Here is a 25,245-nt window from a genome sequence, read left to right as displayed (position 1 = left end):
CTGGTCGGCTCGGCGTGCCCTCCCAGCCTACGTGGCGGGGGAGCGGCGCGGGATAGGGTGACCGACATGACGTCGTCGTCGGCACCGCTTCGCGCATCCGTCGTCGCCCGCTACGCGGCCGGCTCGATCGGCACGGGCGGGTTCGCGACCCTCCCGGGTCTCGTGCTCGTGATCTACCTCACCGACACGCTCGGCGTGGCCGCGATCTGGGCGGGCCTGCTCGTGACGGTCGCGAAGGTCTGGGATGTCGTGATCGACCCCGTGATCGGCGGCCGCAGCGACCGCTCGCTCGCCGTCACCGGCTCCCGGCGGCGCTTCATGCTGCTCGGCGCCCTGCTGCTGCCGGTGTTCTTCATCCTCACCTTCGCGGTCGTGCCGGGCATCGGCCCGGTGGCGGGCGGGCTCTGGGTGCTCGCGGCGTTCATCCTCGCGGCCACCGCGTTCAGCCTGTTCCAGGTGCCCTACATCGCCCTGCCGGCCGAGCTGACGGACGACTACGACGCCCGCACCCGCCTGCTGTCGGTGCGCGTCGTCGTGCTGACCCTCGCGATCCTGCTGTTCGGCGCGGGCGGCCCGGCGCTGCGGAAGGCGTTCGGCGGCGAGACCTTCGAGGGCTACCTCGGCATGGCCGTCGTCGCGGGCCTGCTGCTCGGTGCGGGGATGCTGGTGGCGGTGTTCTCGGCCGAGCGCGGCCCCGCACAGCCCGCCCCGCCGCGCGCATCCCTCGCCTCCTTCTACGCCGACGGCGTCGCCGCCCTGCGCCGCAGCCGCCCGTTCCGCACCCTGCTCGCGACCTTCATGCTGCAGGCTCTCGCGACCGGCATGATGCTCGCGGGTGCCGCCTACATCGCCAAGTGGGTGCTGAACGACCCCGACGACGGCACGACGTTCCTCTTCGTCGCGCTCATCGCGCCCGCCCTCGTCTGCGCGCCCGTCTGGGCGGTCGTGGCCCGCCGCACGGGCAAGGAGTGGGCGTTCGGGCTGGCCTCGATCCTGTTCGGGCTGGCCGCGCTGTCGCTCGTGCTGCTCGTCTGGATGCCGGGCGCCTGGCTGTACGCGCCCGTCGCCCTCGCGGGCGCCGCCTACGCGGGGATGCAGACGCTGCCGATGGCGATGCTGCCCGACGTCATCTCGCACGATGCCCGCACGCACGGCCCGGGCCGCGCGGGCACCTTCGGCGGGGTGTGGACGGCGGGCGAGACGACCGGCATGGCGCTCGGTGCGATCGTGCTGTCGCTCGCGCTCGCCGTCACGGGCTACCGCGAGGGTGTCGCGGGGCAGGTGCTCACGCAGGATCCGAACGCGATCGCCGGCATCGTGCTGAGCTTCTCGATCGTGCCGGCCATCCTCATCGGCGCGAGCCTGTGGACGCTCGGCCGCTATCCGTTGCGACGCGCCGACATCCGCGACGATGCGACGGTCGTCGCGGATGCCGGGGCCGGTTCGTGAGCGCGCCGACCGACCCCGAGGCGGTCATCGCACGGCTCCGCGCCCTGCGCGAGCTCGACGCCCCTACCCACGGCGGCCACGTGCTCAGCTACGTGTACGACTCGGGGCTCGCGGCTGTCGACGAGGTCGCGGCCCGCGCGATCCGCGAGGTGCTGCCCGTCAACGGCCTCGACCCCACCACCTTCCGTTCGGTCGGTGTGCTCGAGGCGGAGCTCGTGGGCTTCGTGCGCGGGCTGCTGCACGGCGACGCGGAGGTCGTCGGCTCGGCGACCTCGGGCGGCACCGAGAGCTGCCTGCTCGCGGTCAAGACGGCGCGCGAGCTCTGGCGGCAGACGCATCCGCGGGGCAGGGCGCGGCTGCTCGCGCCGACGACCGTGCATGCCGCGTTCCAGAAGGCCGCCGCCTACCTCGACCTCGAGCTCGACCTCGTGCCGGTGGGGCCGGACGGTGCCGTCTCGGCCGCGGATGTCGTGGCCCGGCTCGGCGACGACGTCGCGCTCGTCGTGCTCTCGGCCCCCAACTACCCCTTCGCGGTGCTCGACCCGGTGGCGGAGGTCGCCGAGGTGACGGCCGAGCGCGGCATCGCGCTGCACGTCGACGCCTGCATCGGCGGCCTCGTGCTGCCGTTCTGGCCGGGCGAGCTGCCGCCGTGGGACTTCCGGGTGCCGGGCGTCACGAGCGTGAGCGCCGATCTGCACAAGTTCGGCTACGCGCCGAAGGGCGCCTCCGTGCTGCTGCAGCGCGGGCGCGACCGGCAGCGGCACCAGTTCTTCGCCACCACCCGCTGGCCGGGGTACCCGGTCGTCAACCCCACGATCCTCGGTTCGAAGTCGGCCGGGCCGCTGGCCGCCGCGTGGGCGATCACCGAGACGCTCGGTACCCAGGGGCTCGGCGAGCTCGCCGCCTCCTGCGCGCGTGCCACGGCGGCCCTGCGGGAGACGGTCGCGGGCATCGAGGGTCTGCGCGTCGTGGGGGAGCCGGTCGGCCCGCTGTTCGCGGTCGCGAGCGACGATTCGGTGCCGGCCGAGCGACAGGTCGACCCTCACCACTGGGCCGACGCGGTGCGCGCGCACGGCTTCGTGCTGCAGCTGCAGCCCGCGCTGCGGCAGGCGGACGGCACGGTGCTGCCCTCGACGACCCACCTCACGGTCACGCCCGTCACGGAGGCGGTGCTCGGCGAGCTCGGCGCGGCGCTCGTGGCGGGCGCGGATGCCGTGCGCGGCATCCCGCACGTCGACGCGTCGGCGCTGCTGGCGGCGCTGCCGCCGCTCGACGAGACCGCGCTCGACGCGGACACGGTGTGGGCGCTGCTGCAGGGCTTCGGCATCGGCGGGGGTGCCGAGCTGCCGGATGCGCAGGCGCCGCTCGTCGCGGTCATCGAGGCGCTGCCGCCCGCGCTCGCCGAGCGCCTGCTCGTCGAGCTGCTGGGTCGGCTCGTCGAGCCCGCCTGAGGCCTACAGCAGCGAACGGCCGGCGAGGCCGCGGCCGCGCGCCGCGAGGGCGTCGGCGAGGGCGAGCAGGGCGGCGGCGGCCGGGTCGGCCCCGTCGCCCAGCACGAGCGGCGCACCCGCATCCCCGGATGCCGCGACGGCACCCGAGAGCGGAACGCGGGCCAGCACGGGCACCTCGAGCCGCCGCGCCACCTCGTCGCCGCCGCCGGAGCCGAACACCCCGCCCGTCATGTTCTCGACGACGCCGACGACCGTCTGGCCGGTCTGCCGGGCGAGCAGCCCCGAGCGCTCGGCGACCCCCGCGGCGGCCGTCTGCGGGGTCGTCACGACGAGCACCTCGGCGTTCGGCAGCAGCTGCCCGAGCGTGATCGCGACATCCCCCGTGCCGGGCGGCAGATCCAGCAGCAGCACGTCGAGGTCGCCGAAGTACACGTCGGTGAGGAACTGCTGCATCGTGCGGTGCAGCAGCGGCCCGCGCCACGACACGGGGGTCTTGTCGTCGACGAACATGCCGATCGAGATGACCTTCACCCCGTGCGCCACGGGCGGCAGGATCATGTCGCCCACCTGGGTGGGCTTGGCGTCCGGGATGCCGAGGATGCCGGGGATCGAGAAGCCGAACACGTCGGCGTCGACGAGTCCCACCGCGAGGCCGCGGGCGGCGAGGGCGACCGCGAGCTCGGCCGTCATGGTCGACTTGCCGACGCCGCCCTTGCCCGAGGTGACCGCGATGACGCGCGTGAGCGTGCCCGGGCCGAACGGCATCCGCCGCTCGCCGCGCAGCCGCGTGACGAGCGCCTCGCGCTCGACGGGCGTCATGACGCCCACCTCGAGCTCGAGCGACTCCACGCCCGGCACCGCGAGCACCGCCGCCCGCACGTCCCGCTCGATGCGGTCGGCGGCCGGGCAGCCGACGATCGTGAGCCGCAGGCCGACCTCGGCCACGCCATCCGTCACCGACACCCCGTGCACCATGTCGAGCTCGGTGATGGGGCGCCGGATCTCCGGATCCTGCACGCGCGCGAGCGCGGCGCGCACGGCATCCGCGGAGGCGGATGACGAGGTCACTTGGCGACCTCGTCGGGCTCCTTCTCCTTGTCGAGCTCTTCGAGCAGCGCGCGCAGCTCGGCACGGATGAAGTCCTTCGTCGCCATCTCCTTGACCGCGAGCCGCAGCGCCACCACCTCGCGGGCGAGGTACTCGGTGTCGGCGAGGTTGCGTTCGGCGCGCTGGCGGTCCTGCTCGATCTGCACGCGGTCTCGGTCGTCCTGGCGGTTCTGCGCCAACAGGATGAGGGGCGCGGCGTACGAGGCCTGCAGCGACAGGATGAGCGTCAGCAGCGTGAAGTTCGAGGAGCGCGGGTCGAACTGGTACTCGACGGGCATGAGCGTGTTGTACGTCAGCCACACCACGACGATCACCGTCATGCCGATCAGGAACCAGCTCGTGCCCATCGCGCGCGCGAACGACTCCGAGAAGCGGCCCATGCGGTCGCGGCCCGAGGGGCGGAAACCCCACGCGGGGCGGATGCCCTTGGGCGAGTCGAGTCGGGGCTCGTTACGACGTGCCATGCGAGGTCCTCCTTCCTCGGGTCGGGATGGCTGCGGTGCCCGTGCTCACGGGTTCGGGTTCGGCCGGGGTACTTCGCCAGTCGTCGGGCAGGAGGTAGTCGAGGACGTCGTCGATGGTCACCACCCCGACGAGGCGGTGCTTCTCGTCGACGACGGGAAGCGAGACGAGGTTGTAGGAGGCGAGGATGCGCGCGACCTCGGCCGCGCTCGTCTCGGGGGAGACCGGCTCGAGGCTCGGGTCGATGAGGGTGCCGAGCCGCTCGTGCGGCGGGTAGCGCAGCATCCGCTGGAAGTGCACGAAACCGAGGAAGCGGCCGGTCGGCGGCTCGTAGGGCGGCAGCGTCACGCACACCGCGGCGCCGAGCGCCGGGGCGAGCTCGTGCCGGCGGATGAGGGCGAGCCCCTCGGCCACCGTCGCATCCGCCGAGACGATGATGGGCTCGGTCGTCATGAGACCGCCCGCCGTCTCGGGCGCGTAGTTCAGCAGGAAGCGCACGTCCTCGGCCTCTTCGGGCTGCATGAGCTCGAGCAGGGCCTCGCCCCGCTCCTCCGGCAGCTGGGCGATGAGGTCGGCGGCGTCGTCGGGCTGCATCTGGTCGAGCACGTCGGCGGCGCGCTCGTCATCGAGCTGGGTGAGGATCTCGACCTGCTCGGTCTCGGGCATCTCCTCGAGGGCGTCGGCGAGGCGGTCGTCGGAGAGCTCCTCGGCGACCTCCATGCGGCGCTCCTCGGGCAGGTCGAGGAGCGTGGAGGCGAGGTCGGCGGGCAGCAGATCCGAGTAGGTCGCGATGAGGTGCTCGGCGGACTGCGCCTCGCCCGTGTCGGTCTTCTCGCGCACCCTGTCCCAGCCGGCGAGCACGGTGGCGCCCTTGCCGAACGGGGCCGCGCCCGTGCGGGGTCGGCGCAGGAACAGGTCGCCCACCTCCCACTCGCCGGGGGCGGACTCCTCGATCGCGACGTCTTCGATGGTGGCGTCGCCGGATCCGTCGCGCAGCACCACCTGGCGCCCGAGCAGCTCGGCGATCACGCGCACCTCGCCGCCGCGCTGCTCGAAGCGGCGCAGATTGATGAGGCCCGTCGTGATGATCTGGCCGGCGCCGATGCTCGTGACGCGCCCGATGGACACGAAGACCCGGCGGCGCCCGGGGATCTCGACGATGAGACCCACGACGCGGGGCGATCCGGCGTTGCGGAAGACGACGAGCACGTCGCGCACCCGGCCGACCCGGTCGCCGTTGGGGTCGAAGACGGAGCACCCGGCCAGACGGGCGACGAAGACTCTCGTGGCGCTCACGATGAAACCCTACCCGCCGGATGCCACAATGAACGGGTGTCGAACACCTCGCCCTTCGCGCGCCGCGGCGTGCCGCTGACCGTGCCGCACGGCGACGTGCTGGGCACCTACGACAGTTATCCGGACGCCCAGCAGGTCGTCGACCGGCTCGCCAAGGCCGACTTCCCGATCGCGAAGCTCGCGATCGTGGGCAACGGTCTCACGAGCGTCGAGATCGTCACCCGCAAGCGCTCCTGGAACCGGGCCGCGCTCTCGGGGGTGCTCTCGGGCGCCTGGCTCGGCATCTTCCTCGGGCTGTTCTTCAGCCTGCTCTCGCCGACCTTCACGTGGCAGCTGTTCGCGGCCGCGGTCTTCATCGGTGCGGCCCTCGGCCTGTTCCTGCAGCTCGCGAGCTACGCCATCCAGCGCCGCAACCGCGACTTCGAGTCGATGACGCAGGTCGTCGCCGCGAACTACCAGATCATCCTGGAGCCCGGGTATCTCACCCGGGCCCAGGACGTGCTGGCACGCAACCCCTGAGCCGTTCCGGACGGACGCCTCCGAACGGGGGTGGCGCTCAGCGCGCCAGCCAGGCCTCGACCTCGTCGGCGGTGCGCGGGATGCCGGCCGACAGGTTCTCGGCGCCGGTCTCGGTGACGAGGATGTCGTCCTCGATGCGCACCCCGATGCCGCGGTACTCCTCGGGCACCGTGAGGTCGTCGGGCTGGAAGTAGAGGCCCGGCTCGATCGTGAACACCATGCCGGGCTCCAGCACGCCGTCGAGGTAGAGCTCGCGGCGGGCCTGCGCGCAGTCGTGCACGTCGATGCCGAGGTGGTGGCTCGTGCCGTGCACCATGTAGCGGCGGTGGTACTGCGCGTCGGGCTCGAGCGAGGCCTCGGCGCTCACCGGCAGGAAGCCCCACTCGGCGGTGCGCGCGGCGATCACCTTCATGGCCTCCGCGTGGATCTCGCGGAACCGGATGCCCGGCCGCACGATCTGGAACGCCGCATCCGCCGCCTCGCGCACGGCCTCGTAGACGCGGCGCTGCACCTCGGTGAAGGTGCCCGAGACGGGCAGGGTGCGGGTGATGTCGGCCGTGTAGAGCGAGTCGAGCTCGACGCCCGCGTCGAGCAGCAGCAGGTCGCCCGGGACGACCGGCCCGTCGTTGCGGGTCCAGTGCAGGATGCAGGCGTGCGGCCCGGAGGCGGCGATCGTGTCGTAGCCGACCGTGTTGCCCTCGGCGCGTGCCCGGCGGTTGAAGGTGCCCTCGACGAGGCGCTCGCCGCGCGGGTGGGCGACGATCTGCGGGAAGTCGGCGATGACGTCGTCGAAGCCGGCGCGCGTGGCGTCGATCGCGGCGCGCAGCTCGTCGACCTCGTAGGCGTCCTTCACGAGCCGCAGCTCGCTGACCGCGCGGGTGAGCTCCGCATCCGCGGCGTCCGGGGCGGCGAGCGCGTCGGCGTCCGCGTCGACACCGCGCAGCACGAGCACCTGCTCGCCCTCGGCCGCGAGCTCGGAGAGCGGGCGGGTCGCGAGGCCGAGGTCGGCGGCGACGTGGTCGAGCGAGGGGCGCGGGCCCGTCCAGAACTCGCCGATGGCCGCGTTGGCGTAGAACTCGTCGGAGTCGCGGCCCGCGGTGGGGGTGAAGTAGAGGGTGGCGCCCGCGTCGTCGGGGGAGATCACGAGCACGCTGCCGGGCACCGTGTCGCTCGCCCAGCCGGTGAGGTGCGAGAACGCGGAGTGCGCGCGGTAGGGGTAGTCGGTGTCGTTGGAGCGCACCTTGGCGGGGCCCGCGGGGATGACGATGGTGGCGCCCGGGAAGGCGGCGGAGATGCGCAGCCGGCGGGCGGCGGCGAAGGCGGCCTGCGCGCGCGGCGAGGGCGGCACGTCGGGCCGGTCGGCCCAGTTGGCGAAGATGAACTCGCGGAACGACGCGGAGGTGGGGGTCGTGGAGCGGTTCGCGTTGGCCGCGATGGCGGCGGGGGCGGTGTCCGATGCGACGGGGGTGGTGTCAGCCATGCCCCCATCCTCCCACCGACGGCTGATGGCGGCCCGCGGAGCTCAGGATGCGGGCCGCAGCTGGGCGAGCACGGGACGGTGGTCGGATCCGGCGCCGTCCTCCGACTCGAGCACCCGGAATCCGACGATCTGCCAGGCGTCGGTCGCGAGCACGTGGTCGATGGGGGTGCCGAGCAGGGGCGGCATGCGGGTCGGCCAGGTGCCGACCGCCGCGTTGCCGGTGGCGCGGGCGGCGTCGCGGCACTGGTTGAGGCCGACGTCCGAGCCGAGCGAGGCCCAGTGGTCGAGGGTCGAGTTGAGGTCGCCCGCGACGACGAGGTCGGCGTCCGCGTCGGCGCAGCGCTCGGCGAGCCAGTCGAGGCTCGCGCGCCAGCCGTCCATCTCCTCGGGCACGGGCGCCACCGGGTGCGCGGCGATGATCGTGGGACCCGTGCCGTCGACGGGCACGGCCACGACGCTCGGCAGGGTGACGGTGTTGCCGACGGTCTCGTCGACGCGGTACTCGCCGAGTGCGGTCGAGACGAGCAGCATGGTCGAGCGCGCCTTCGAGATGTGGTCGAACTGCACGCCGAGCGCCTGCACGGGGCGGCCCGCGGCCGCCATGAGCGTCGCGATCTGCTCCGCGGCATCCGGGCTCGTCTCCGGCAGCGCCACGACATCCGCCTCCTGCTCGACCGCGAGCTCCGCGATCCGCTCGGCGCCGGGCGCCTCGCCGAGGGTGTTCCAGCTGAGCACCACGAGGTCGCCGGGGGCGAGGGTCTGGAGGGCGCCGTTCCCGAAGCCCCGCACCGCGAGCACGCCGGTCGACACGACCGAGAAGGCGAGCAGCAGCACGGCGAGCCCCGCGAAGAAGCGGCGTCCGCGCGGCGACAGCAGCGCCACGAGCGTCAGCAGCACCGCCAGGAGCACCGCGACGAGCGCGGCGATCCCGCGGAACGACACGAGCTGGGCGACACCCAGCACACGCTCGAGGCCCAGCAGTTGCGGCCAGCAGGCGACGAGCAGCAGCAAGGCGAGGGCGAGCGTGACCGCGGCGGCGAGGATGCGACGGATCATCGTCATGAGCCTAGGGCGCGGATGCTGTGCATCCGCCCCGGCGGGACGGCCGGGCGCCGCTCTAGCATGAGGGGATGCCGGGACCGATCGATCTGCACGCGCACTCGAGCGTGTCCGACGGCACCGAGACCCCGGCGGAGCTCGTCGCGGCGGGCGTCGCCGCGGGGCTCGGGGTGCTCGCCATCACCGACCACGACTCGACGGCCGGCTGGGACCAGGCCTTCATCGCGGCGGACGGCACGGGGCTCGAGATCGTGCCGGGCATCGAGCTGTCGACCCAGCTCGACTACGCGAGCGTGCACATCCTCGGCTACCTCGTCGACCCGACGGATGCGGCCCTCGTCGAGGCGACCGCCGCGATCCGCTCCGAGCGGCTGCACCGGGCCGAGGCGATGGTCGAGCGCATCGCCGCCGACTACGCCCTCGACTGGGAGGACGTGCTCGCCCAGACCACGCCCGGCGCCACCGTGGGCCGCCCGCACATCGCCGACGCGCTCGTGGCCCGCGGGCACGTGCCCGACCGCTCGGCCGCGTTCGCGACGATCCTGCACTGGCGGGGCGGCTACTACCGCCCGCACGAGGCGCCGCCGCCGCTCGAGGGGGTGCGGCTCATCGCCGGAGCCGGCGGCGTGCCGGTCATCGCGCATCCGGGCGCCCGGGGACCCGAGCGGGTGCTGTCGGATGCGCGGATGCGGGCGCTCGTCGACGCGGGACTGTTCGGCCTCGAGCTCGACCACCGCGACAACCCGGCATCCGGTCGCGCGCACTGGGCCGAGGTCGCCCGGCGCTTCGGCCTCGTCACGACCGGATCGAGCGACTACCACGGCGCCGGCAAGCCGAACCGTCTCGCCGAGAACACGACCGACCCCGAGGTGTACGCCGCGATCGTGGCGCGCGGCACCGGGGCGCGGCCGTTCCGCACGCCGTAGCGCGGCTCAGGCGCCCGGCACGAAATGGCTCAGGCGCCCGGCACGAAATGGTAGCCGTAGGGGCTCGCGGTCGTGATCACGAGCTCGGACGCACTGCAGCTGAACTGGTGCGTGATCGAGGTCTGACCGGTCACGATGTCGCGCGACCAGGGGAACACCGGGGGCGCCCCGACCGGCAGCGGGCCGCTGACCGACCCGTCGGCGAACGTCGTGGTGGTGTCGTCGACGTGGGCGAGCGATGCGGCGGCGTCGATCATCACGAAACCCCCGTCGATCACGCGGAACTCGCCGTTCTGCTCCTCCACCTGGGCCGAGCGGACGGTGAGGGGGCCGTCTCCGGTCGGTATCTGGATCGTGAACACGACGTCCTCGGCGACGAACTGCCAGATGCGCGCGCCCTCCGTGAACGTCATGAGCGCCGTGCCCTCGGCCGACCACGAGCTGGGGGTGGCCTCCGGCGCGGTGCTGCCGAGGAAGGCGGCGTGGTCGTCGAGCAGCCTGCCGATGTCGAGCGACCACGGCGAGTGGTCGACGAGGCAGGCGCCCGCCTCGTCGAGGGCGTCGGCGGCGGGCGCCTCGGATGCGGGTCGCGGCTCCTCCGCACCCCGGCCCGTCGTGACGGGGGTGCACGCGCACAGCAGGGCGGCGGTCGCGGTGACGGATGCGGCGGCGACGATGCCGCGCGGCGATGGGGTGGTGGTGGTGGTCATGGGGTCCTCCTCGGATGTCCTCACCTTCGCGACGCGCGCCGCCGCGCGGGAGGTTGACACGGTCAGCCCGGCGACAGGCTCCAGCCCGACGGCACGACGCCGGGCGTGCTGATCACGAGCCGGTGCTCCGTGCACGTGAACGACAGCTCCGCGGCATCCGTCGCCGTCCAGGGGAACTCCGGCGCGGGGATGCTCACGCCGTCGGTGCGGGTGCCGTCGGGCGTCGTCGTCGTCGCGGCGCGGGTCTCGTCGACGTCGAGCCCGTCGAGCACGAGCACGTCGCCCGCCTCCGAGACCGCGTAGTCGCCCGCGGCATCCGTCGTGACGGTCGTGGACTCCTGCGCGCCGTCTTCGAGCGAGAGGGTGAAGGCGACGCCGTGCGCCCGGAAGCGCCAGCCGGACGCCGACGCGAAGCTCATCGTGGCGGTGCCGGCGACCTCGCCGCCGAGCACCGGCCGGTCGGCGGGGATCGCCGCGCGCCACGCCTCGTCGACGGTGGCGAGGTCGAGCGTCCAGGGGGAGTGGTCGACGAGGCAGCGCAGGGCGGATGCCGCCTCGCGCGAGACGGTCGGCGTCGGCTCCGGTTCGGCGGGTGCCGAGCAGGCGGTGAGGGTGACCGCGAGGGCGCCGCCGAGGAGCCCGGACGCGACGCGTGGCGAGCGCATCATCCGACCTCCTCGCCTCGCGATGGTCTCCAGTATCGCGGTGCGCGCGCCGGGACGGCATCCGACGGCGGGAGGATCCGCGCCGCCGGGCGCGGAAACAGCTGTGCGGCGGGAGCTGCTGCTCCCGCCGCACGTGGCCTCCCCCGCCCGCTCAGCCGGCGGGCGGCGGGGTGGGTGCGCCGGTCGAGCCGCCGCTGCGGCGACGACGACGGCGGCGCTTGGCCGGAGCCGTGTTGCCGTCGTGGTGCTCGGCGCCGCCCCCGTCGTGGGTGCCGCCGCCTTCGGTGCGGGTGGCCGGCTTGTCGGCACCGCCGCCCGAGCCCCCGCGCGTACGGGTACGCGTGCGGCCCTCCCCGGAACGGCCGGAGCCCTCACGCGGCGCGCGCTCTGCGGCCGGCGCGGCCGGCTTCAGGCGGCCCTTCGTGCCCTCCGGGATGTCGAGATCCGTGTAGAGGTGCGGCGACGAGGAGTACGTCTCGGTCGGCTCCGGGATGCCGAAGTCGAGGCCGCGGTTGATGAGGCCCCACTTGTGCATGTCGTCCCAGTCGACGAACGTCACCGCGATACCGGTCTTGCCGGCGCGGCCGGTGCGGCCGGCGCGGTGCAGGTAGGTGTCGGGGTCGTCGGGAACCGTGTGGTTGATGACGTGCGTGACGTCGTTGACGTCGATGCCGCGCGCCGCCACATCCGTCGCGATGAGGATGTCCTTCTTGCCCGCCTTGAACGCGGCCATCGAGCGCTCGCGCGCATCCTGGCTCATGTCGCCGTGCACGGCGCCCGCGTTGAAGCCGCGGTCGTTCAGCTCCTCCACGAGCTTCGCCGCCGCGCGCTTCGTGCGGGTGAAGATCACGGTCTTGCCGCGACCCTCCGCCTGCAGGATGCGCGAGATGACCTCGTCCTTGTCGAGCGCGTGCGCGCGGTAGATGACGTGCTTGATGTTCGCCTGCGTGAGCCCCTCGTCGGGGTCCGTCGCGCGGATGTGGATGGGCCGGTTCATGAAGCGGCGCGCGAGGGCGACCACGGGGCCCGGCATGGTGGCCGAGAACAGCATGGTGTGGCGGGTCGCCGGGGTCTGCGCGAACAGCTTCTCGACATCCGGCAGGAAGCCGAGGTCGAGCATCTTGTCGGCCTCGTCGAGCACCATCACCTGCACGTCCTTGAGGGAGAGCAGGCGCTGGCCGGCCAGGTCGAGCAGGCGCCCGGGGGTGCCGACGACGATCTGGGCGCCCGCCTTCAGCTGCTCCACCTGGCCCTCGTAGGCCTTGCCGCCGTAGATGGCGGCGATCTGGGTGGGGCGGTTGGAGGCGGCCAGCTCGAGGTCCTCGGCGACCTGCACGCACAGTTCGCGCGTGGGGACGACGATGAGGGCCTTCACGCCGGGCTCCGGATTCGGGCCGAGCGCCTGGATGACCGGAAGGCCGAAGCCGAAGGTCTTGCCGGTGCCGGTCTTCGCCTGGCCGATGATGTCCTGTTTGGCGAGGCCGAGGGGGATGGTCTGGGACTGGATCGGGAAGGGCTCGATGATGCCCTTGGCCGCCAGGGCGTCGACCATGTCCTGGTCGATGTCAAGATCGCGGAAAGTCAAGGAATACCTGTCTGGTAGGGGAATACGGTCAGTCTACCGGGCTGATCTACACTGAGCCGGTGGCCTGGTTCCGTCGTCGCACGCGTCCGCGCCCGGGAACCCTCCACGTCGCCCCGCGCTCGGAGGCCGTCGCCGTCGCGCGCGTCGAGCTGCGCGACCTCGCGCCCACGCCCGAGCGCTTCCTCGGGCAGACCGCGTACCTCACCATCGTGCTGTTCGAGAACCTCGGCCGCGCCGTGACGACCGCCCCCACGACAGATGCCAAGACGCGGCTCGCGCGCGCGGCATCCGAGATGCTGCGGATGCACGAGGAGCTCGTGACGGAGCTCGCGCGCCTGCACGACGACCCGGCGGTCGAGATGGAGCCGTTCCGGCTGCTGCTCGACGACTTCCAGCGCCGCACCAAGGGCGCCGACTGGTACGAGATCCTGGTGACCTGCTACCTCACGAGCGGCTTCCTGCTGGACTTCTTCGCGGGGCTCGCGGCCGGCCTCCCGGACGAGCTCGACGACCGCACGGCCGTCATCCTGCAGCGCGACGCGGCCGAGGGCGTGCTCGTGGAGGAGCTGCGCCGCGCCATCGAGGAGAACCCGCGCCTCGCCTCCCGGCTGGCCATGTGGGGCAGGCGCCTCATCGGCGACACGATGCTCGTGGCGCGTTCGGCCATCGACCAGCACCCCGCCATCTCGGTGGAGGAGCGCGTCGACCCCGTGTTCACGGAGCTCATCGCGGCCCACACCCGCCGCATGGACGCCCTCGGCCTGACGGCGTAGGGGCGCGGCGCCCTCCTGCCGGTTTCGCAACTCAGGAACTTCGCGCCGCAGCGCCGCATCTGCCCGCGCCGCGGCTGTTCCTCCTGAGTTGCGATCCCCACGCGCGACGCGCGGGTTTCGCAACTCAGGAAGATGCGTCCCTTGCGGGGCATGCGGCCGCCGATACGGGCGGATGTCCTGAGTTGCGAAAGCGGTGGAGGCGGCGCGGCGGGATGGTGACGGCACCTCCACAGGCCGGCGCATGCGGCGTCATCCACGAATCACGCGGTGCGGCATACGGGGTGGGGGCGGCGGCCGCCAGCATCGGCACATGCAGCCTCCTCTCCGCCCGCATCCGGCATCCCTGTTCGGCGACACCGACGTGCTCACCCGTCTCAACCTCGTCGGTCGCGGCGCGAGCGTGGTCCAGCTCGCCGCAGCCGTCCACGACGGCAGCCTCATCCGGATCCGTCGCGGCTACTACGGCCGACCCGAGCTCGAGCTGCCTGTGCAGCGGGCGGTGCGCGTCGGCGGACGGATGTCGTGCGTCTCCGAGCTGCGACGTCGCGGTGTGTGGACGCTCGACCCGGGCGACACGGTGCACCTGCAGATCGCCCCGAACGCGGCGCGGCTCCGCGACCGCGACGAACGCACCGAGCCGCTCGACTTCGTCGAACCTGGCTGCCGCATCCACTGGAGACCCCTCGAACGTCCGCGGGCGGCGGACCACGCCCACGCGGGGCTGTGGGATGCGCTGCTGCTGGCCGTCGTCTGCCTGCCCGAGCGGGAGGCGCTCGCGGTGCTCGACAGCGTGCTGCACGAACGACTCATGTCGCGCCGGTCGCTGCGGGAGCTGGCGCAGTCGCTTCCCGCCGACCGTGCCCGGCTCGTCGCGCTCGCCGACGCGGGTGCCGCATCCGGGATCGAGACCTTCCCGCGCTGGCTGTGCCTGGTGATGGGGCTCTCGGTGCGCACCCAGCCGTTCGTCGCAGGAGCCGGATACGGGGACCTGGAGGTGGAGGGCTTCATCCTCGTCGAGGGCGACAGCCACGAGTTCCACGACGCCGAGGTGACGGCGCGCGATCGGCGACGCGACGCCGTGTTCACCCGCGCCGGGTACACCGTGCTGCACTTCCGCTACGCACAGATCGTGTACGAGCCGCGGGAGGTCGCCGAGACGATCCTCGCCGCGATCCTCGCGCACCGCGGCATCCGCAACTCAGGAGAAATCGTGCGGCGGGCGCGTCGGCGCCTGGATGCTGCGGGAATCTCCTGAGTTGCGAGAACAGCTGCTTTCGCAACTCAGGAGATGACGCCGAAAAAGGGGCCGCGTGGGGCGAAAACGGTGGGAAGTCCTGAGTTGCGAAAAAGGCGGGGACGGGCGGCAGCGCCCTAGATGCGGCCGCCGGAGAGCTCGTGGAGGCGGCGGGCGTCGGATGCGGCGCGCGCCCGCGGCAGCAGCAGGGCCGTGAGGAGCGAGGCGACGGCGCCCGCGGTGATCGAGACGGTCCAGATCCAGCCGCCGTCGAAGGTCCAGCCGAGCCACAGCAGGATCACCCAGACGACCGCCGTCACCGCGGCGCCGATGCCCGGCAGCAGGGCGAGACCGTAGCTGCGGCGACCGGGCACGAGGTAGCGGATGAGGCCGCCGATGCCGGCGCCGATGACGGTGACGAAGACGATCTCCACGCGGCGATCCTAGGCGAGCCGGGGGCTACGCGACGAAGCCGACCCGACGGGACTCGCCGCCGCCGACCTCGATGTAGGAGAGGCCCGCGGTCGGCACGATGTAGATCTTGCCCTTGTCGTCGCTGAGCGAGATGAACGGGTCGCCCGCCGTGAGCGCCTTCTCGACGGCCTTCTCGACCTCGGCGGGGGTCTGCGAGCTCTCGAAGGAGAGCTCACGGGCGGTGTTGGCGATACCGATGCGAATGTCCACGTCTCGAGCGTAGAGGATGCCGTGGGCGGCATCCGGGGGCGTTCACCGTGGGCGGAATGGCTGTCGCAGGCGGGCGCTACGGTAGCGGCATGCCCGGTGCCCGCTTCGTCGTCGACGCGCTCGAGGAGGCCGGGCCGGTCGAGCTCGACGCGTCGCAGCGGGCGGTGCTCGCGCTGCCGGTCGACGCGTCCGCCGCGGTGCTGGGGGCGCCCGGGACCGGCAAGACGACGACGGCCGTCGAGCTGGTCGCGCGGCGGGTGGCCGAGGGCCTCGCGCCCGAGCAGCTGCTCGTGCTCGCGCCGTCCCGCGCCTCCGCGAGCCGCCTGCGCGACCGCATCGCGCGCCGCCTCGGCACCCCCACCGACGGCCCGCTCGCCCGCACGGTCGCCTCCCTCGCCTTCGAGCTCGTGGGCGCTGCGGCGCGTGCCGCCGGCCGCACAGTGCCGCGTCTGCTCACCGGAACCGAGCAGGATGCCGACATCGCCGCGATCCTGGCCGGGCACCTCGCCGACGGCACCGGTCCGGACTGGCCGGAACCGCTCACCCCCGAGGTGCGCGGGCTGCGCGGCTTCCGCGGCGAGCTGCGCGAGCTCATGGCGCGCGCCACCGAGTACGGGGTCGACGCCGCCCGCCTCGCCGCCATCGCGCGCGACGCGGGCCGGCCCGACTGGGCCGCCGCCGCGCGCTTCCTCGGCGAGTACCAGGTGCTGCAGGCCCAGAACCGCCCCGACCAGTTCGACGCCGCCGAGTTCGTGCGCTTCGCGGTGCAGGCCGTCCACGACGGCACGGCGGGCGAGCGCGTCGACCGGCTGCGGCTCGTCGTCGTCGACGATCTGCAGGAGGCCACCGAGTCGACCATGGCGGTGCTGCGGGCCCTCGCCGCGCGGGGCGTCACGGTCATCGCCTTCGGCGACCCGGATGTCGCCGCGAACGCCTTCCGCGGCGGTGAGGCGGATGCCGTGGGCCGCTTCGCGACCGCGCTCGGCATCCCCGAGGGGGCCGGGCTGGTGCTCGAGACGGTGCACCGCGGCGGCCCCGAGGTGCGCGCGCTCGTGTCGCGCACCGTCGAGCGCATCGGCACGGCGGCGGCCGGGCCCCAGCGGCGCGCCACGGTCGCCGCGGGGGAGGGGGAGGCATCCGCCGACCCCGAGCGGCCGCCCGTGTCGACCGTGCTGACGACCACGCCCTCCCGCCAGGCCGCGGGCATCGCCCGCGTGCTGCGCGAGGAGCACCTGCTGCACGGCGCCCGCTGGTCGGAGCTCGTGGTGGTGGTGCGCTCGGGCGCGCAGATCCCCGAGCTCGCCCGCGCCCTCGCCCGCGCCGAGGTGCCCACCCGCACGACGGGCCGCGGCACGCCGCTGCGCGACGACCCCGCCCCGCGCGCTCTGCTGGCGCTCGTCGAGGTGGGCATCGGGCGCCGCGCCCTCGATCCGGTCACGGCCGCCGAGCTGCTCGCGGGACCGTTCGGCGGGCTCGATGCGCTCGGCCTCCGGCGGCTGCGGCTCGCCCTGCGGCACGAGGAGCTCGCGGGCGGCGGCTCCCGTCCCGGTGCCGAGCTCGTGGCCGAGGCGCTCGCCGAGCCGGGCCGGTTCGCCACGATCGAGGGGCGCGCGGCGAAGCGCGCCGCGCGGCTCGCCGAGACCCTCGGGGTGCTGCGCGACATGGCCGAGCGCTCCACGATCGAGGAGCTGCTCTGGACGGCGTGGGAGCGCAGCGGCGTGGCCGAGCGCTGGCGGCGGCAGGCGCTCGGCGGCGGGATCGAGGCGGCGGAGGCGAACCGCGACCTCGACGGCGTCGTCGCCCTGTTCGCGGCGGCCAAGCGCTACGTCGAGCAGCAGCCCACCGAGGGGGCGATCGAGTTCCTCGAGCACGTGCTCGACTCCGACATCGCCGACGACCTGCTCGCCCCGCCGCGGGCCGACGACGCCGTGCTCGTCGCCACCCCCTCCGCCCTCGTGGGGCTCGAGTTCCGCACGGTCGTGGTCGCGTCCCTGCAGGACGGCGGCTGGCCGAACCTGCGCCCGCGCGGTTCGCTGCTGGCCCCGCAGCGCCTCGCGCGCGTGCTCGAGGGGCGCGAGACCGGCACGATCGACGAGCGCAAGCTCGTGCTCGACGACGAGTTGCGCATGTTCGCCCTCGCGGTCTCCCGGGCATCCGAACGCGTCGTGCTGGCCGCGGTCGACAACGACGACGAGACCCGCAGCGTGCTGTTCTCGCTCGCCCCGGAGGTGCCGTCGGCGCTCAGGGATCGCATGACCGGGCCGCTCACGCTGCGCGGGCTCACGGGGCGGCTGCGTCAGGAGCTGACCGCGCCGGCGGGGGATCGCCCCCACGATCGCGCGGGAGCCGCGGCGATCCTCGCCCGCTTCGCCGCGGAGGGGGTGCCCGGCGCCGACCCGGCGCAGTGGCTCGGCCTCGTCGAGCCCTCGTCCGAGCGCCCGCTGTTCGCCGACGAACCCGTGCGGGTGTCGCCCTCGCAGCTGAAGAACGTCGAGGAGTCGCCGCTCGACTGGGCGCTCTCGCGGCTCGCCGCGTCCGGCTCCTCCCTCGCGATGAGCGTGGGCACCATCGTGCACTGGGCCATGGAGACCTCCCCGTCGCCCGACGTCGAGGCGCTGTGGGCGCGCGTCGAGCAGCGCTGGCCCGAGCTGCCCTTCGAGGCGCCCTGGCTCGCCGAGTTCCAGCGGCGGGCGACGCTCGGGCTCATCCGGGGGCTGTCCGAGTACCTCGGCGACTTCGTGCGCGCCGGCAAGACGCTCGTCGGCGCCGAGAGCCGCTTCCGCTTCCCGCTCACCGACGACGTGCTCGTGAGCGGCTCGATCGACCGGGTCGAGCTCGGCGCGGGCGGCGAGGTCGTCATCGTCGACCTGAAGACGGGCCGCGCCGTCACCTCGAAGACCGAGATCGCGGGGCATCCGCAGCTCGGCATCTACCAGCTCGCCTACACCGAGGGGGTGCTCGACGAGTTCCTCGCCCCGCACGGCGAGCACCGTGCGGGCGGGGCGAAGCTCGTCTTCGTCAAGGAGGGGGTGGGCGGCAAGCGCTACCGCGAGGCGGTGCAGGCGACCCTCGACGCGGAGGCCCTCGACGACTTCCGCGCCCGGGTGATCGCGGCGGCCGCGGTCATGGCGGCGGCCGGGTTCGAGGGTCCGCTCGAACCGGTCTCGTACGGGCCGCGACCCGATCCGGATGCCGTGCTCCCGCGGGTGCCGGAGGTGACGCATGACTGAGTCGGCATCCGCGCGCCCGACCGTGAGCGCCGCCCGCATCGCGGAGGCGCTCGGCGAGGTGCGCGCCCGGAGCGGGGGCGACGGCACCGTGCGCTATCCGACCCCCGAGCAGACCGCGGTCATCGAGGCCGACCCGCGTGAGCCCGCGCTCGTGGTGGCGGGGGCGGGTTCCGGCAAGACCGAGACGATGGCGAACCGCGTGCTGTGGCTCGTCGCGAACGGCCACGTCGCCCCCGCCGAGGTGCTCGGCCTCACCTTCACCCGCAAGGCGGCCGGCGAGCTCGCCGAGCGCATCCGCGTGCGCCTCGCCGAGCTGCACGAGGCGGGGCTCACCCCCGAGGGGCACGACCTGTTCGACGCCCCCGAGATCTCCACCTACAACGCCTTCGCGAGCGCGGTCTTCCGCGACAACGCGCTCGTGCTGGGTCGCGACGGCGAGGGCGTCGTGCTCGGCGAGGCGGCCGCCTGGCAGCTCGCCCGCTCGGTCGTCATCCGCAGCGTCGACCCGCGGCTCGAGCTGCTCGACAAGCGCCTCGACGCGGTGGTCGACGCCACCCTCCGCATCGCCGCGGGGCTCGCCGACAACGCGGCCGACCCCGAGCGGGTGCGGCAGCTCGGCGCGCGCTTCGCCGAGCTGCGCGAGCTGCCGCTCGGCGACCGCTACGAGCGCGCCGACATGCTCACGGTGATCGACGACGTGGCGCAGCTCGAGCTGCTCGTCGACCTCGCCGCCGAGTACGACGCCGCGAAGCGCGAGCGCGGCGCCGTCGACTACGCCGACCAGGTGGTGCTCGCCCTGCGGGCCGTCGAGAAGCGTGCGGAGGCGGGCGAGGAACTGCGGGCCCGGTTCCGCGTCGTGCTGCTCGACGAGTACCAGGACACCTCCGTCGTGCAGACCGAGCTGCTCGCACGGCTCTTCGCGGGCACCGCCGTCACTGCGGTCGGCGACCCGAACCAGTCGATCTACGGCTGGCGCGGCGCGAGCGCGGCGAACCTCGGCGAGTTCCGCGAGCGGTTCCGGGCGGGCGACGGCGGCCCGGCCCGCGACTTCACCCTGGCGACGAGCTGGCGCAACGGCGAACGCATCCTCGACGCCGCGAACGCACTCGTCGCGGGGGGCGCGACCGCCATCCCGGTGCCGACGCTCACCGCGCGCCCGGGGGCGAGCACCGCCCGGGTCGACCGCGTCTTCGCCGAGACGGTCGGCGAGGAGGCGACGCAGGTGGCCCGCTGGCTGCGCGACCGGCTCGCCGAGCACCGGGCGCGCGCGGGGCGTCCGGGCACCGCGGCGCTGCTGCTGCGGGCGCGCAAGACGCAACCGCGCTTCCTCGCGGCGCTCGCCGACGCGGGCGTGCCGTATCACGTGCTCGGCGTCGGCGGGCTGCTCGCCGAGCCCGAGATCGCCGACCTGGTGAGCGCCCTGCGGGTGATCGAGAGCCCGGATGCGGGACTCGAGCTCGTGCGGCTGCTCGCCGGTGCGCGCTGGCGCGTCGGCGTCGCCGACCTGGATGCGCTGCGCGAGGTGTCGGGCTGGCTCGCCCGGCACGACGCGGCCGAGAGCGGCATCCTCTCCGACGAGGTGCAGCAGCGCATGCGCGACTCGGTCGCCGACGGCGAGGGCGGCTCGATCGTCGACGCGCTCGAGTTCGTGGGCCGGGTGCCCGAGACGCATCGCGCCCTCGAGGCGTTCAGCCCGGAGGGGCTCGCCCGACTGCGCGACGCATCCCGGTTCTTCGAGCAGTTGCGGGCGCGTGCGGGCCTCGAACTGCCCGAGCTCGTCGTGCTCGTCGCCCACGAGCTGCGGCTCGACCTCGAGCTGGCCGCGAACGAGACCCGCACCGCGGGCGAGGCGAACCTCGACGCGCTGCTCGACGCACTCTCCGGCTACCTGTCGATCGCCGAGACGGCGAACCTCGGCGGCTTCCTCGGCTGGCTGAAGGAGGCCGAGCAGCGTGAGGATCTGACCCCGCGCCCGGAGGATCCGGAGCCCGGCACCGTGCAGGTGCTCACCGTGCACGGCGCGAAGGGCCTCGAGTGGGATGCGGTCGCCGTGCCGCGCCTCGTCGAGGAGGAGCTGCCCGCCCGCCCGCTCGAGGGCTACGGCGGCTGGCTCGCCTTCGGCCGCTTCCCCTGGCCCGAGCGCGGCGACGCGGCGCAGCTGCCGAGGTTCCGGCTCGAGGTGCTCGACTCGCGCAAGGCGTTCAAGGCCGAGCTCGACCGTTTCAAGGAGGAGGTGGCCGAGCACTACCGTGCCGAGGAGCGCCGCCTCGCCTACGTCGCCGTCACGCGTGCGCGCGACCACCTGCTCGTCTCGGGCTCGTTCTGGAGCGGGCAGACGAGGCCGCGCACGCCGAGTCGCTTCCTGCGGGAGCTCGCCGACGCGGGCGTCGTGGACGGGCTGCCGGAGGCCCCGGCGGACGACGCGCCGCCGCCCGGCGCCGAGCCCGAGACGACCCGCTGGCCGCACGAACCGTTCGGCGCCCGCGCCGCGGCCGTGCACGCCGCGGCGGCCGCCGTGCGCACCGCCGCGCCCGCGCTGACCGGAACGTGGGCGCGCGAGGCCGAGCTGCTGCTCGAGGAGCGCGAGCGGCGCCGCACCCGCGACGGAGCCGTGCCGCTGCCGGCGCGCATCCCGGCATCCGCGTTCAAGGACTATGTGAGCGACCCGGATGCCGTGGCCGAGGAGCTGCGTCGCCCGATGCCCGAGCGCCCCTACCGGGCGACGCGGCTCGGCACCCTCTTCCACTCGTGGGTGGAGGAGCGCTACGGCACGGCGGGCGGTGGCGCCGACGAGCTCGACGCGGCGCCCTTCGAGCTCGACGACGAGGGCGACGTCGTGGATGCGGAGCGGCTCGCCGAGCTGCAGGCGACGTTCGCGCGGTCGGAGTGGGCAGCGCTGAAGCCCGTCGAGGTGGAGCGCGAGATCCACCTGCCGTTCGCGGGGCGCATCGTGATCTGCAAGATCGACGCCGTCTACCGGCACGGCGACCGCTTCGAGGTGGTCGACTGGAAGACCGGCAAGGCGCCGCGCGACGACGCCGACCTGGAGCGCAAGCAGCTGCAGCTCGCCCTCTACCGCCTCGCCTACGCCCGGCGTGAGGGCATCGACCCGGCGCTCATCGACGCCGCCTTCTACTTCGTGGCCGACGACGAGGTCATCCGCCCGCCGCACGTCGACTCGGAGCAGGAACTGCTCGAGCGCTGGACCGCCGCGTTCGGCTGAGCATCGGCGGGCTGGGGCGCCCTACCGAGCCGTCGCGTGGATCGCGTTCGCGAGGGCCTCGGCGGGCTCGCGGGCCGAGCGCGGGTTGGAGAGCAGCGCGAAATCCACCTCGCCGAGCCGCGGCAGCTCGAAGGTGCCGGTGACCTCGACGAGGTCGTCGGGGATGAGCACGCGCGGGAAGACGGCGACGCCGATGCCGGCGCGCAGCGCCGTGAGCACCCCGTTCACCTCGCGCACGTTGCAGGTGATGCGCCAGGTGCGCCCTTCGGCTTCGAGGGCGTGGATGGCGGCGTCGCGCGAGTAGCTGGGCGCCTGGTACACGATGAGCGGCACGGGCGCGTCCGGTTCGAGCCGCAGCGAGCGGTGCGCGACCCAGACGAGCCGCTCCCGTCGCACGGTGCGGCCGTCGGTGGTGCCGGGTTCCTGCTTCACGTAGACGAGGTCGAGCTGGCCGCCCGCGAGGCGTCGGGCGAGCTGCCCGGACTGGCCGATGGTGAGCTCGAGGTTGATCTGCGGGTACAGCTGCCGGAAGTCGCGCAGCACCTGGGGCAGGTGGGTGAGGGCGAGGTCGTCGGCGGCGCCGAAGCGCAGGCGTCCGCGCATGGCGGAGCCGAGGAAGTAGGCGGCGGCCTCGTCGTGGGCGGCGAGGATGGTGCGGGCGAAGCCGAGCATGGCGTCCCCGTTGTCGGTGAGGCGCACGACGCGGGTGTCGCGCGCGACGAGGATGCGGCCGGCGGCGGTCTCGAGGCGGCGCACCTGCTGGCTGACGGTGGGCTGGCTGATGCCGAGCAGTTCGGCGGCGCGGGTGAAGCTGCCGGTGTCGGCCACGGCGACGAAGGTGCGCAACAGGACGGGGTCGAACATCCGCGACCTTTCATTCGGGAATCGAATGGGAGTTATAGCCAGGATAGTTCGCGCGAATGTCATGACCCACCTAGCCTTGAATCGTGTCACCGCCGCCGCCACCCCCGCATCCGGCGGCCGAGTACCCCGTGGTGACCGAGCCGATCCCCGTCTTCGACCGGCGCCCCACGCTGCGCGAGAGCTTCGCGGCCCTCGGCGCCTACAACTACCGGCTCTACCTGTTCTCGCTCGCCTTCGGCAGCACGGGGGGCTGGATGGCGCGGGTCGCGATCGACTGGCTCGTGCTCGAGCTCACGGGCGACGTCGCGATGGTGGGCCTCGCGGTCGCGCTGCAGTTCGCGCCCACCCTGCTGCTCGGCGCCTGGGCGGGGGTGCTCTCGGACCGGCTGCCGCGCCGCTTCGTCATGCTCGGCACGCAGATCGTGGCGACCCTCGCGAACGGCGTGCTCGCCGCGCTCGTGCTGACCGGGCACGTGCACGTGTGGCACGTGCTGCTGATCGCGGGCGTCACCGGGGTCGCGGGCGCGATCGAGGGTCCGAGCCGCTCCGCGTTCGTCTCCGAGATGGTGGGCACCCACCGCCTCCGCGGCGCGATCAGCCTCAACGCCACCACCTTCCACCTCGGCGGGCTCCTCGGCCCCGCGCTCAGCGGCATCCTCATCGCGGCGCTCGGCTCCGGCTGGTCGATCGCGGTGAACGCCGCGACCACGCTGCTCGCGGTCGTCGCGATCTCGTGCATGCGGTCCCACGAGCTCGTGCCGACCCCCAAGCAGCCGCGCTCCCGCGGCCAGGTGCGGGAGGCGGTGCGGTACGCGTGGCGCAAGCCCGCCATCCGCTGGTCGCTCGTCATGCTCGCCGCCATCTCGGTGTTCGGCATGAACCTGCCGGTGCTGCTGGCGGCGGCCGCCGACGGCACCTTCGGCACGGGCCCCACCGGCTACGGCCTCTACAACTCGCTGTGCGCGCTCGGCGCCTTCCTCGGCGCGATCCTCTCCTCGCAGCGGCGGAGTCTGCGGCTGCGGGATGTGGTCGGCTTCGGCGCGGCCTACGGCCTCGTCACGATGCTCGCCGCCTGGGACGGCTGGTACCCGATGTTCCTGTCGGCGCTCGTCGGCATCGGCGTCACGCGGCTGCTGTTCGCGATGAGCGCCGAGGCGCTCACGCAGCTCTCCACGAACCCCGGCATCCGGGGGCGCGTGGTCTCGTTCTACATCATGGTGCTCATGGGCGGGCAGGCCGCGGGCGGCGTGATCATGGGCTGGATCGCGCAGCAGTTCGGCGGGCAGCTGGCGTTCCTCGTCGCGGGGGTCGTGCCCGCCGTGACGGCGCTCGTCATCGGTGTGGTGCTCGCCCGCCGGCACGAGCTGCGCATCCGCGTCGACCTGCGGCGCCCGAGTCGCCTCGTGAGCGTCGTCACCCGCACCGGCTGAGCGCGCCGCCGCGCTCCGGAGCGGGGGAGGCTCAGCTGGCGGAGCGCTCCGCGCGGTCGAGCAGCGCCTCGACCTCGTCGACGGCGAGGATCGGCAGCGTCTGCGGGCCGATCGAGTCGGTCGCGTCGCCCAGCACGTCGTCGACGAGCTTCGACATCATCCGCACGGCGTCGTCGACCGTCTCCGTCGAGCGCGTGTCGGTGCCGTGCAGCAGCCAGAGCGCCACCTCGAGCTCGGAGGCGAGGGTCGCGCGCTGGCGCAGGCGCCGGTCGACGGAGCCGCGCACGCGCGTGTAGGCGTCGAAGACGGCGTCGGCGATGCCCTCGCGGCGAGAGCCCAGCGCCCACGACAGGTCGCGGGCCGGGTCGCCGACCCGCAGGCCGTGCCAGCCGAGCACGCCCGTGACGTCGCCCGCGGAGGCGAGGAACGATGCCGCGTTCAGCGAGCCGTTGATGACGGTGGGGGTGAACTGCCACAGGCCCTCGTCGTCGCCGGCCTCCTGCCAGCGGCGGGCGAGTGCCGCGGGCACGAGGCCCGTGGCGGTGGCCCGGTCGATGACGGCGAGCGAGGCGCGGTGCGCGTCGGCGGCGCTGTGGGCGGGGAGCCCGGCATCCGTCACGAGGCTCGTGGGGAGGGCGTGGACGGCGGCGATCGCCTCGCCGATCGAGGTCGCGAGCTCGAGGTCGATCGCGGTGAGGCTCACGGGCGTGCCCGCCACGAACTCGGAGACGACGGCGCGGGTGCCGCCGACGGGGGCCTGGCCGGCGAAGCGGGTGACCTCGAACGGCAGCCGGGCGCGCACGCCCTGGCTGAGCGCGCCGAGGGCCACGAGGTCGGCGGACTGCTCCTGCTCGGCGCGTTCGGAGCGCGGCACGCGCACCATCCAGAGCCGGCCGTCGCGTCCCGTCACGATCGCGGAGTCGAAGTCGCCGCGACCCCGCGAGCCGAAGGGGGCGGCGCCCACGGCGTCGAGCTCGGCGACGGCCGAGGTGGCGAGCGCCGCTAGAGTGAGGTGGGATCTGGCCATGGCGACAGGGTAGGTCTACCCCCGCCCGGCCGCCCGGCACGCCACGCCCGATCCGGCGTTCTCGCGGCCGG

General features: G+C 73.9%; 21 protein-coding genes. 9 read left to right on the top strand and 12 right to left on the bottom strand.

Going from position 1 to position 25,245, the window contains the following annotated elements; genetic code table 11:
* The first annotated feature begins 66 nt into the window (after positions 1–66).
* On the top strand, positions 67–1,449 hold the full coding sequence (locus D7I47_RS01710) for an MFS transporter (protein WP_120761442.1): 1,383 nt from the start codon (positions 67–69) through the stop codon (positions 1,447–1,449).
* Positions 1,446–2,900, top strand: coding sequence for a pyridoxal phosphate-dependent decarboxylase family protein (locus D7I47_RS01705; protein ID WP_120761441.1), 1,455 nt, complete (start codon positions 1,446–1,448; stop codon positions 2,898–2,900). Before D7I47_RS01710 ends, D7I47_RS01705 begins: the two co-directional genes overlap by 4 nt.
* A 3-nt stretch (positions 2,901–2,903) precedes the next feature.
* Here D7I47_RS01705 and D7I47_RS01700 read toward each other — a convergent pair whose 3' ends face one another.
* Genes D7I47_RS01700 through D7I47_RS01690 form a run of 3 tightly spaced genes read right to left on the bottom strand, consistent with a single transcriptional unit; the run spans position 2,904 to position 5,765 of the window.
* Positions 2,904–3,968, bottom strand: coding sequence for a P-loop NTPase (locus D7I47_RS01700; RefSeq protein ID WP_120761440.1), 1,065 nt, complete (start codon positions 3,966–3,968; stop codon positions 2,904–2,906).
* Complete coding sequence (locus D7I47_RS01695; RefSeq protein ID WP_120761439.1) at positions 3,965–4,471, bottom strand: DUF1003 domain-containing protein; 507 nt, start codon at positions 4,469–4,471, stop codon at positions 3,965–3,967. Before D7I47_RS01695 ends, D7I47_RS01700 begins: the two co-directional genes overlap by 4 nt.
* Positions 4,458–5,765: a magnesium transporter MgtE N-terminal domain-containing protein gene (locus D7I47_RS01690; protein ID WP_120761438.1), complete on the bottom strand. Its 1,308-nt coding sequence runs from the start codon at positions 5,763–5,765 to the stop codon at positions 4,458–4,460. Before D7I47_RS01690 ends, D7I47_RS01695 begins: the two co-directional genes overlap by 14 nt.
* A 36-nt stretch (positions 5,766–5,801) precedes the next feature.
* On the opposite strand from D7I47_RS01690, the gene D7I47_RS01685 reads away from it, so the two are divergent.
* On the top strand, positions 5,802–6,284 hold the full coding sequence (locus D7I47_RS01685; RefSeq protein WP_120761437.1) for a general stress protein: 483 nt from the start codon (positions 5,802–5,804) through the stop codon (positions 6,282–6,284).
* 37 nt (positions 6,285–6,321) lie between these two features.
* Here the strand turns inward: D7I47_RS01685 and D7I47_RS01680 are convergent, their stop codons facing one another.
* Together D7I47_RS01680 and D7I47_RS01675 are read right to left on the bottom strand one after the other, a co-directional pair.
* Entirely contained in the window at positions 6,322–7,764 is a 1,443-nt protein-coding gene (locus D7I47_RS01680) for an aminopeptidase P family protein (RefSeq protein ID WP_120761436.1), read from the bottom strand.
* 42 nt (positions 7,765–7,806) lie between these two features.
* Positions 7,807–8,820 carry an endonuclease/exonuclease/phosphatase family protein gene (locus D7I47_RS01675; RefSeq protein WP_120761435.1) on the bottom strand — a complete coding sequence of 338 codons (1,014 nt, stop codon included), beginning with the start codon at positions 8,818–8,820 and terminating at the stop codon, positions 7,807–7,809.
* A gap of 74 nt (positions 8,821–8,894) precedes the next feature.
* Between D7I47_RS01675 and D7I47_RS01670 the strand changes: the two genes are divergently transcribed.
* Positions 8,895–9,749 carry a PHP domain-containing protein gene (locus tag D7I47_RS01670; protein ID WP_120761434.1) on the top strand — a complete coding sequence of 285 codons (855 nt, stop codon included), beginning with the start codon at positions 8,895–8,897 and terminating at the stop codon, positions 9,747–9,749.
* A gap of 29 nt (positions 9,750–9,778) precedes the next feature.
* On the opposite strand, the gene D7I47_RS01665 is transcribed toward D7I47_RS01670, so the two are convergent.
* The 3 genes from D7I47_RS01665 to D7I47_RS01655 form a co-directional block, all read right to left on the bottom strand.
* The gene (locus D7I47_RS01665) at positions 9,779–10,459 is read right to left on the bottom strand and encodes a hypothetical protein (RefSeq protein ID WP_120761433.1); all 681 of its coding nucleotides are present in this window, start codon (positions 10,457–10,459) and stop codon (positions 9,779–9,781) included.
* A gap of 62 nt (positions 10,460–10,521) precedes the next feature.
* Positions 10,522–11,127: a hypothetical protein gene (locus D7I47_RS01660; protein WP_120761432.1), complete on the bottom strand. Its 606-nt coding sequence runs from the start codon at positions 11,125–11,127 to the stop codon at positions 10,522–10,524.
* 148 nt (positions 11,128–11,275) lie between these two features.
* The gene (locus D7I47_RS01655; RefSeq protein ID WP_193726446.1) at positions 11,276–12,676 is read right to left on the bottom strand and encodes a DEAD/DEAH box helicase; all 1,401 of its coding nucleotides are present in this window, start codon (positions 12,674–12,676) and stop codon (positions 11,276–11,278) included.
* A gap of 92 nt (positions 12,677–12,768) precedes the next feature.
* On the opposite strand from D7I47_RS01655, the gene D7I47_RS01650 reads away from it, so the two are divergent.
* Both D7I47_RS01650 and D7I47_RS01645 read left to right on the top strand, forming a co-directional pair.
* Entirely contained in the window at positions 12,769–13,482 is a 714-nt protein-coding gene (locus tag D7I47_RS01650; RefSeq protein ID WP_157981569.1) for a ferritin-like fold-containing protein, read from the top strand.
* A gap of 310 nt (positions 13,483–13,792) precedes the next feature.
* Positions 13,793–14,737, top strand: coding sequence for a DUF559 domain-containing protein (locus D7I47_RS01645; RefSeq protein ID WP_157981567.1), 945 nt, complete (start codon positions 13,793–13,795; stop codon positions 14,735–14,737).
* Positions 14,738–14,853: 116 nt separating this feature from the next.
* Here D7I47_RS01645 and D7I47_RS01640 read toward each other — a convergent pair whose 3' ends face one another.
* Together D7I47_RS01640 and D7I47_RS01635 are read right to left on the bottom strand one after the other, a co-directional pair.
* Entirely contained in the window at positions 14,854–15,150 is a 297-nt protein-coding gene (locus D7I47_RS01640; RefSeq protein ID WP_120761428.1) for a hypothetical protein, read from the bottom strand.
* Positions 15,151–15,175: 25 nt separating this feature from the next.
* Positions 15,176–15,400 carry a DUF3107 domain-containing protein gene (locus D7I47_RS01635; protein ID WP_120761427.1) on the bottom strand — a complete coding sequence of 75 codons (225 nt, stop codon included), beginning with the start codon at positions 15,398–15,400 and terminating at the stop codon, positions 15,176–15,178.
* A gap of 89 nt (positions 15,401–15,489) precedes the next feature.
* On the opposite strand from D7I47_RS01635, the gene D7I47_RS01630 reads away from it, so the two are divergent.
* The gene (locus D7I47_RS01630; RefSeq protein ID WP_170154352.1) at positions 15,490–18,630 is read left to right on the top strand and encodes an ATP-dependent helicase; all 3,141 of its coding nucleotides are present in this window, start codon (positions 15,490–15,492) and stop codon (positions 18,628–18,630) included.
* Positions 18,623–21,853 carry an ATP-dependent DNA helicase gene (locus tag D7I47_RS01625; RefSeq protein ID WP_120761425.1) on the top strand — a complete coding sequence of 1,077 codons (3,231 nt, stop codon included), beginning with the start codon at positions 18,623–18,625 and terminating at the stop codon, positions 21,851–21,853. Before D7I47_RS01630 ends, D7I47_RS01625 begins: the two co-directional genes overlap by 8 nt.
* A gap of 21 nt (positions 21,854–21,874) precedes the next feature.
* Here D7I47_RS01625 and D7I47_RS01620 read toward each other — a convergent pair whose 3' ends face one another.
* Complete coding sequence (locus D7I47_RS01620; protein ID WP_120761424.1) at positions 21,875–22,717, bottom strand: LysR substrate-binding domain-containing protein; 843 nt, start codon at positions 22,715–22,717, stop codon at positions 21,875–21,877.
* A gap of 83 nt (positions 22,718–22,800) precedes the next feature.
* Here D7I47_RS01620 and D7I47_RS01615 point away from each other — a divergent pair, with 83 nt between their 5' ends.
* A complete protein-coding gene (locus D7I47_RS01615) occupies positions 22,801–24,147 on the top strand; it encodes an MFS transporter (RefSeq protein WP_227000776.1) in 1,347 nt (448 codons plus the stop codon).
* A 31-nt stretch (positions 24,148–24,178) separates the two neighbouring features.
* Here the strand turns inward: D7I47_RS01615 and D7I47_RS01610 are convergent, their stop codons facing one another.
* Entirely contained in the window at positions 24,179–25,174 is a 996-nt protein-coding gene (locus tag D7I47_RS01610; protein ID WP_120761422.1) for a phosphotransferase, read from the bottom strand.
* Between the last annotated feature and the right edge of the window lie 71 nt (positions 25,175–25,245).

The sequence above is a fragment of the Protaetiibacter intestinalis genome (genome assembly GCF_003627075.1).
GTDB lineage: Bacteria > Actinomycetota > Actinomycetes > Actinomycetales > Microbacteriaceae > Homoserinibacter > Homoserinibacter intestinalis.
This window is presented reverse-complemented; position numbering and strand designations above follow the sequence as displayed.

Bases quoted from the DNA above. Each gene is read 5' to 3' on its own strand.
- D7I47_RS01710 (WP_120761442.1), top strand. From the start codon at position 67: ATGACGTCGTCGTCGGCACCGCTTCGCGCATCCGTCGTCGCCCGCTAC.
- D7I47_RS01695 (WP_120761439.1), bottom strand. From the start codon at position 4,471: ATGGCACGTCGTAACGAGCCCCGACTCGACTCGCCCAAGGGCATCCGC.
- D7I47_RS01680 (WP_120761436.1), bottom strand. From the start codon at position 7,764: ATGGCTGACACCACCCCCGTCGCATCGGACACCGCCCCCGCCGCCATC.
- D7I47_RS01675 (WP_120761435.1), bottom strand. From the start codon at position 8,820: ATGATCCGTCGCATCCTCGCCGCCGCGGTCACGCTCGCCCTCGCCTTG.
- D7I47_RS01670 (WP_120761434.1), top strand. From the start codon at position 8,895: ATGCCGGGACCGATCGATCTGCACGCGCACTCGAGCGTGTCCGACGGC.
- D7I47_RS01665 (WP_120761433.1), bottom strand. From the start codon at position 10,459: ATGACCACCACCACCACCCCATCGCCGCGCGGCATCGTCGCCGCCGCA.
- D7I47_RS01660 (WP_120761432.1), bottom strand. From the start codon at position 11,127: ATGATGCGCTCGCCACGCGTCGCGTCCGGGCTCCTCGGCGGCGCCCTC.
- D7I47_RS01655 (WP_193726446.1), bottom strand. From the start codon at position 12,676: ATGGTCGACGCCCTGGCGGCCAAGGGCATCATCGAGCCCTTCCCGATC.
- D7I47_RS01645 (WP_157981567.1), top strand. From the start codon at position 13,793: ATGCAGCCTCCTCTCCGCCCGCATCCGGCATCCCTGTTCGGCGACACC.
- D7I47_RS01630 (WP_170154352.1), top strand. From the start codon at position 15,490: ATGCCCGGTGCCCGCTTCGTCGTCGACGCGCTCGAGGAGGCCGGGCCG.
- D7I47_RS01625 (WP_120761425.1), top strand. From the start codon at position 18,623: ATGACTGAGTCGGCATCCGCGCGCCCGACCGTGAGCGCCGCCCGCATC.
- D7I47_RS01620 (WP_120761424.1), bottom strand. From the start codon at position 22,717: ATGTTCGACCCCGTCCTGTTGCGCACCTTCGTCGCCGTGGCCGACACC.
- D7I47_RS01610 (WP_120761422.1), bottom strand. From the start codon at position 25,174: ATGGCCAGATCCCACCTCACTCTAGCGGCGCTCGCCACCTCGGCCGTC.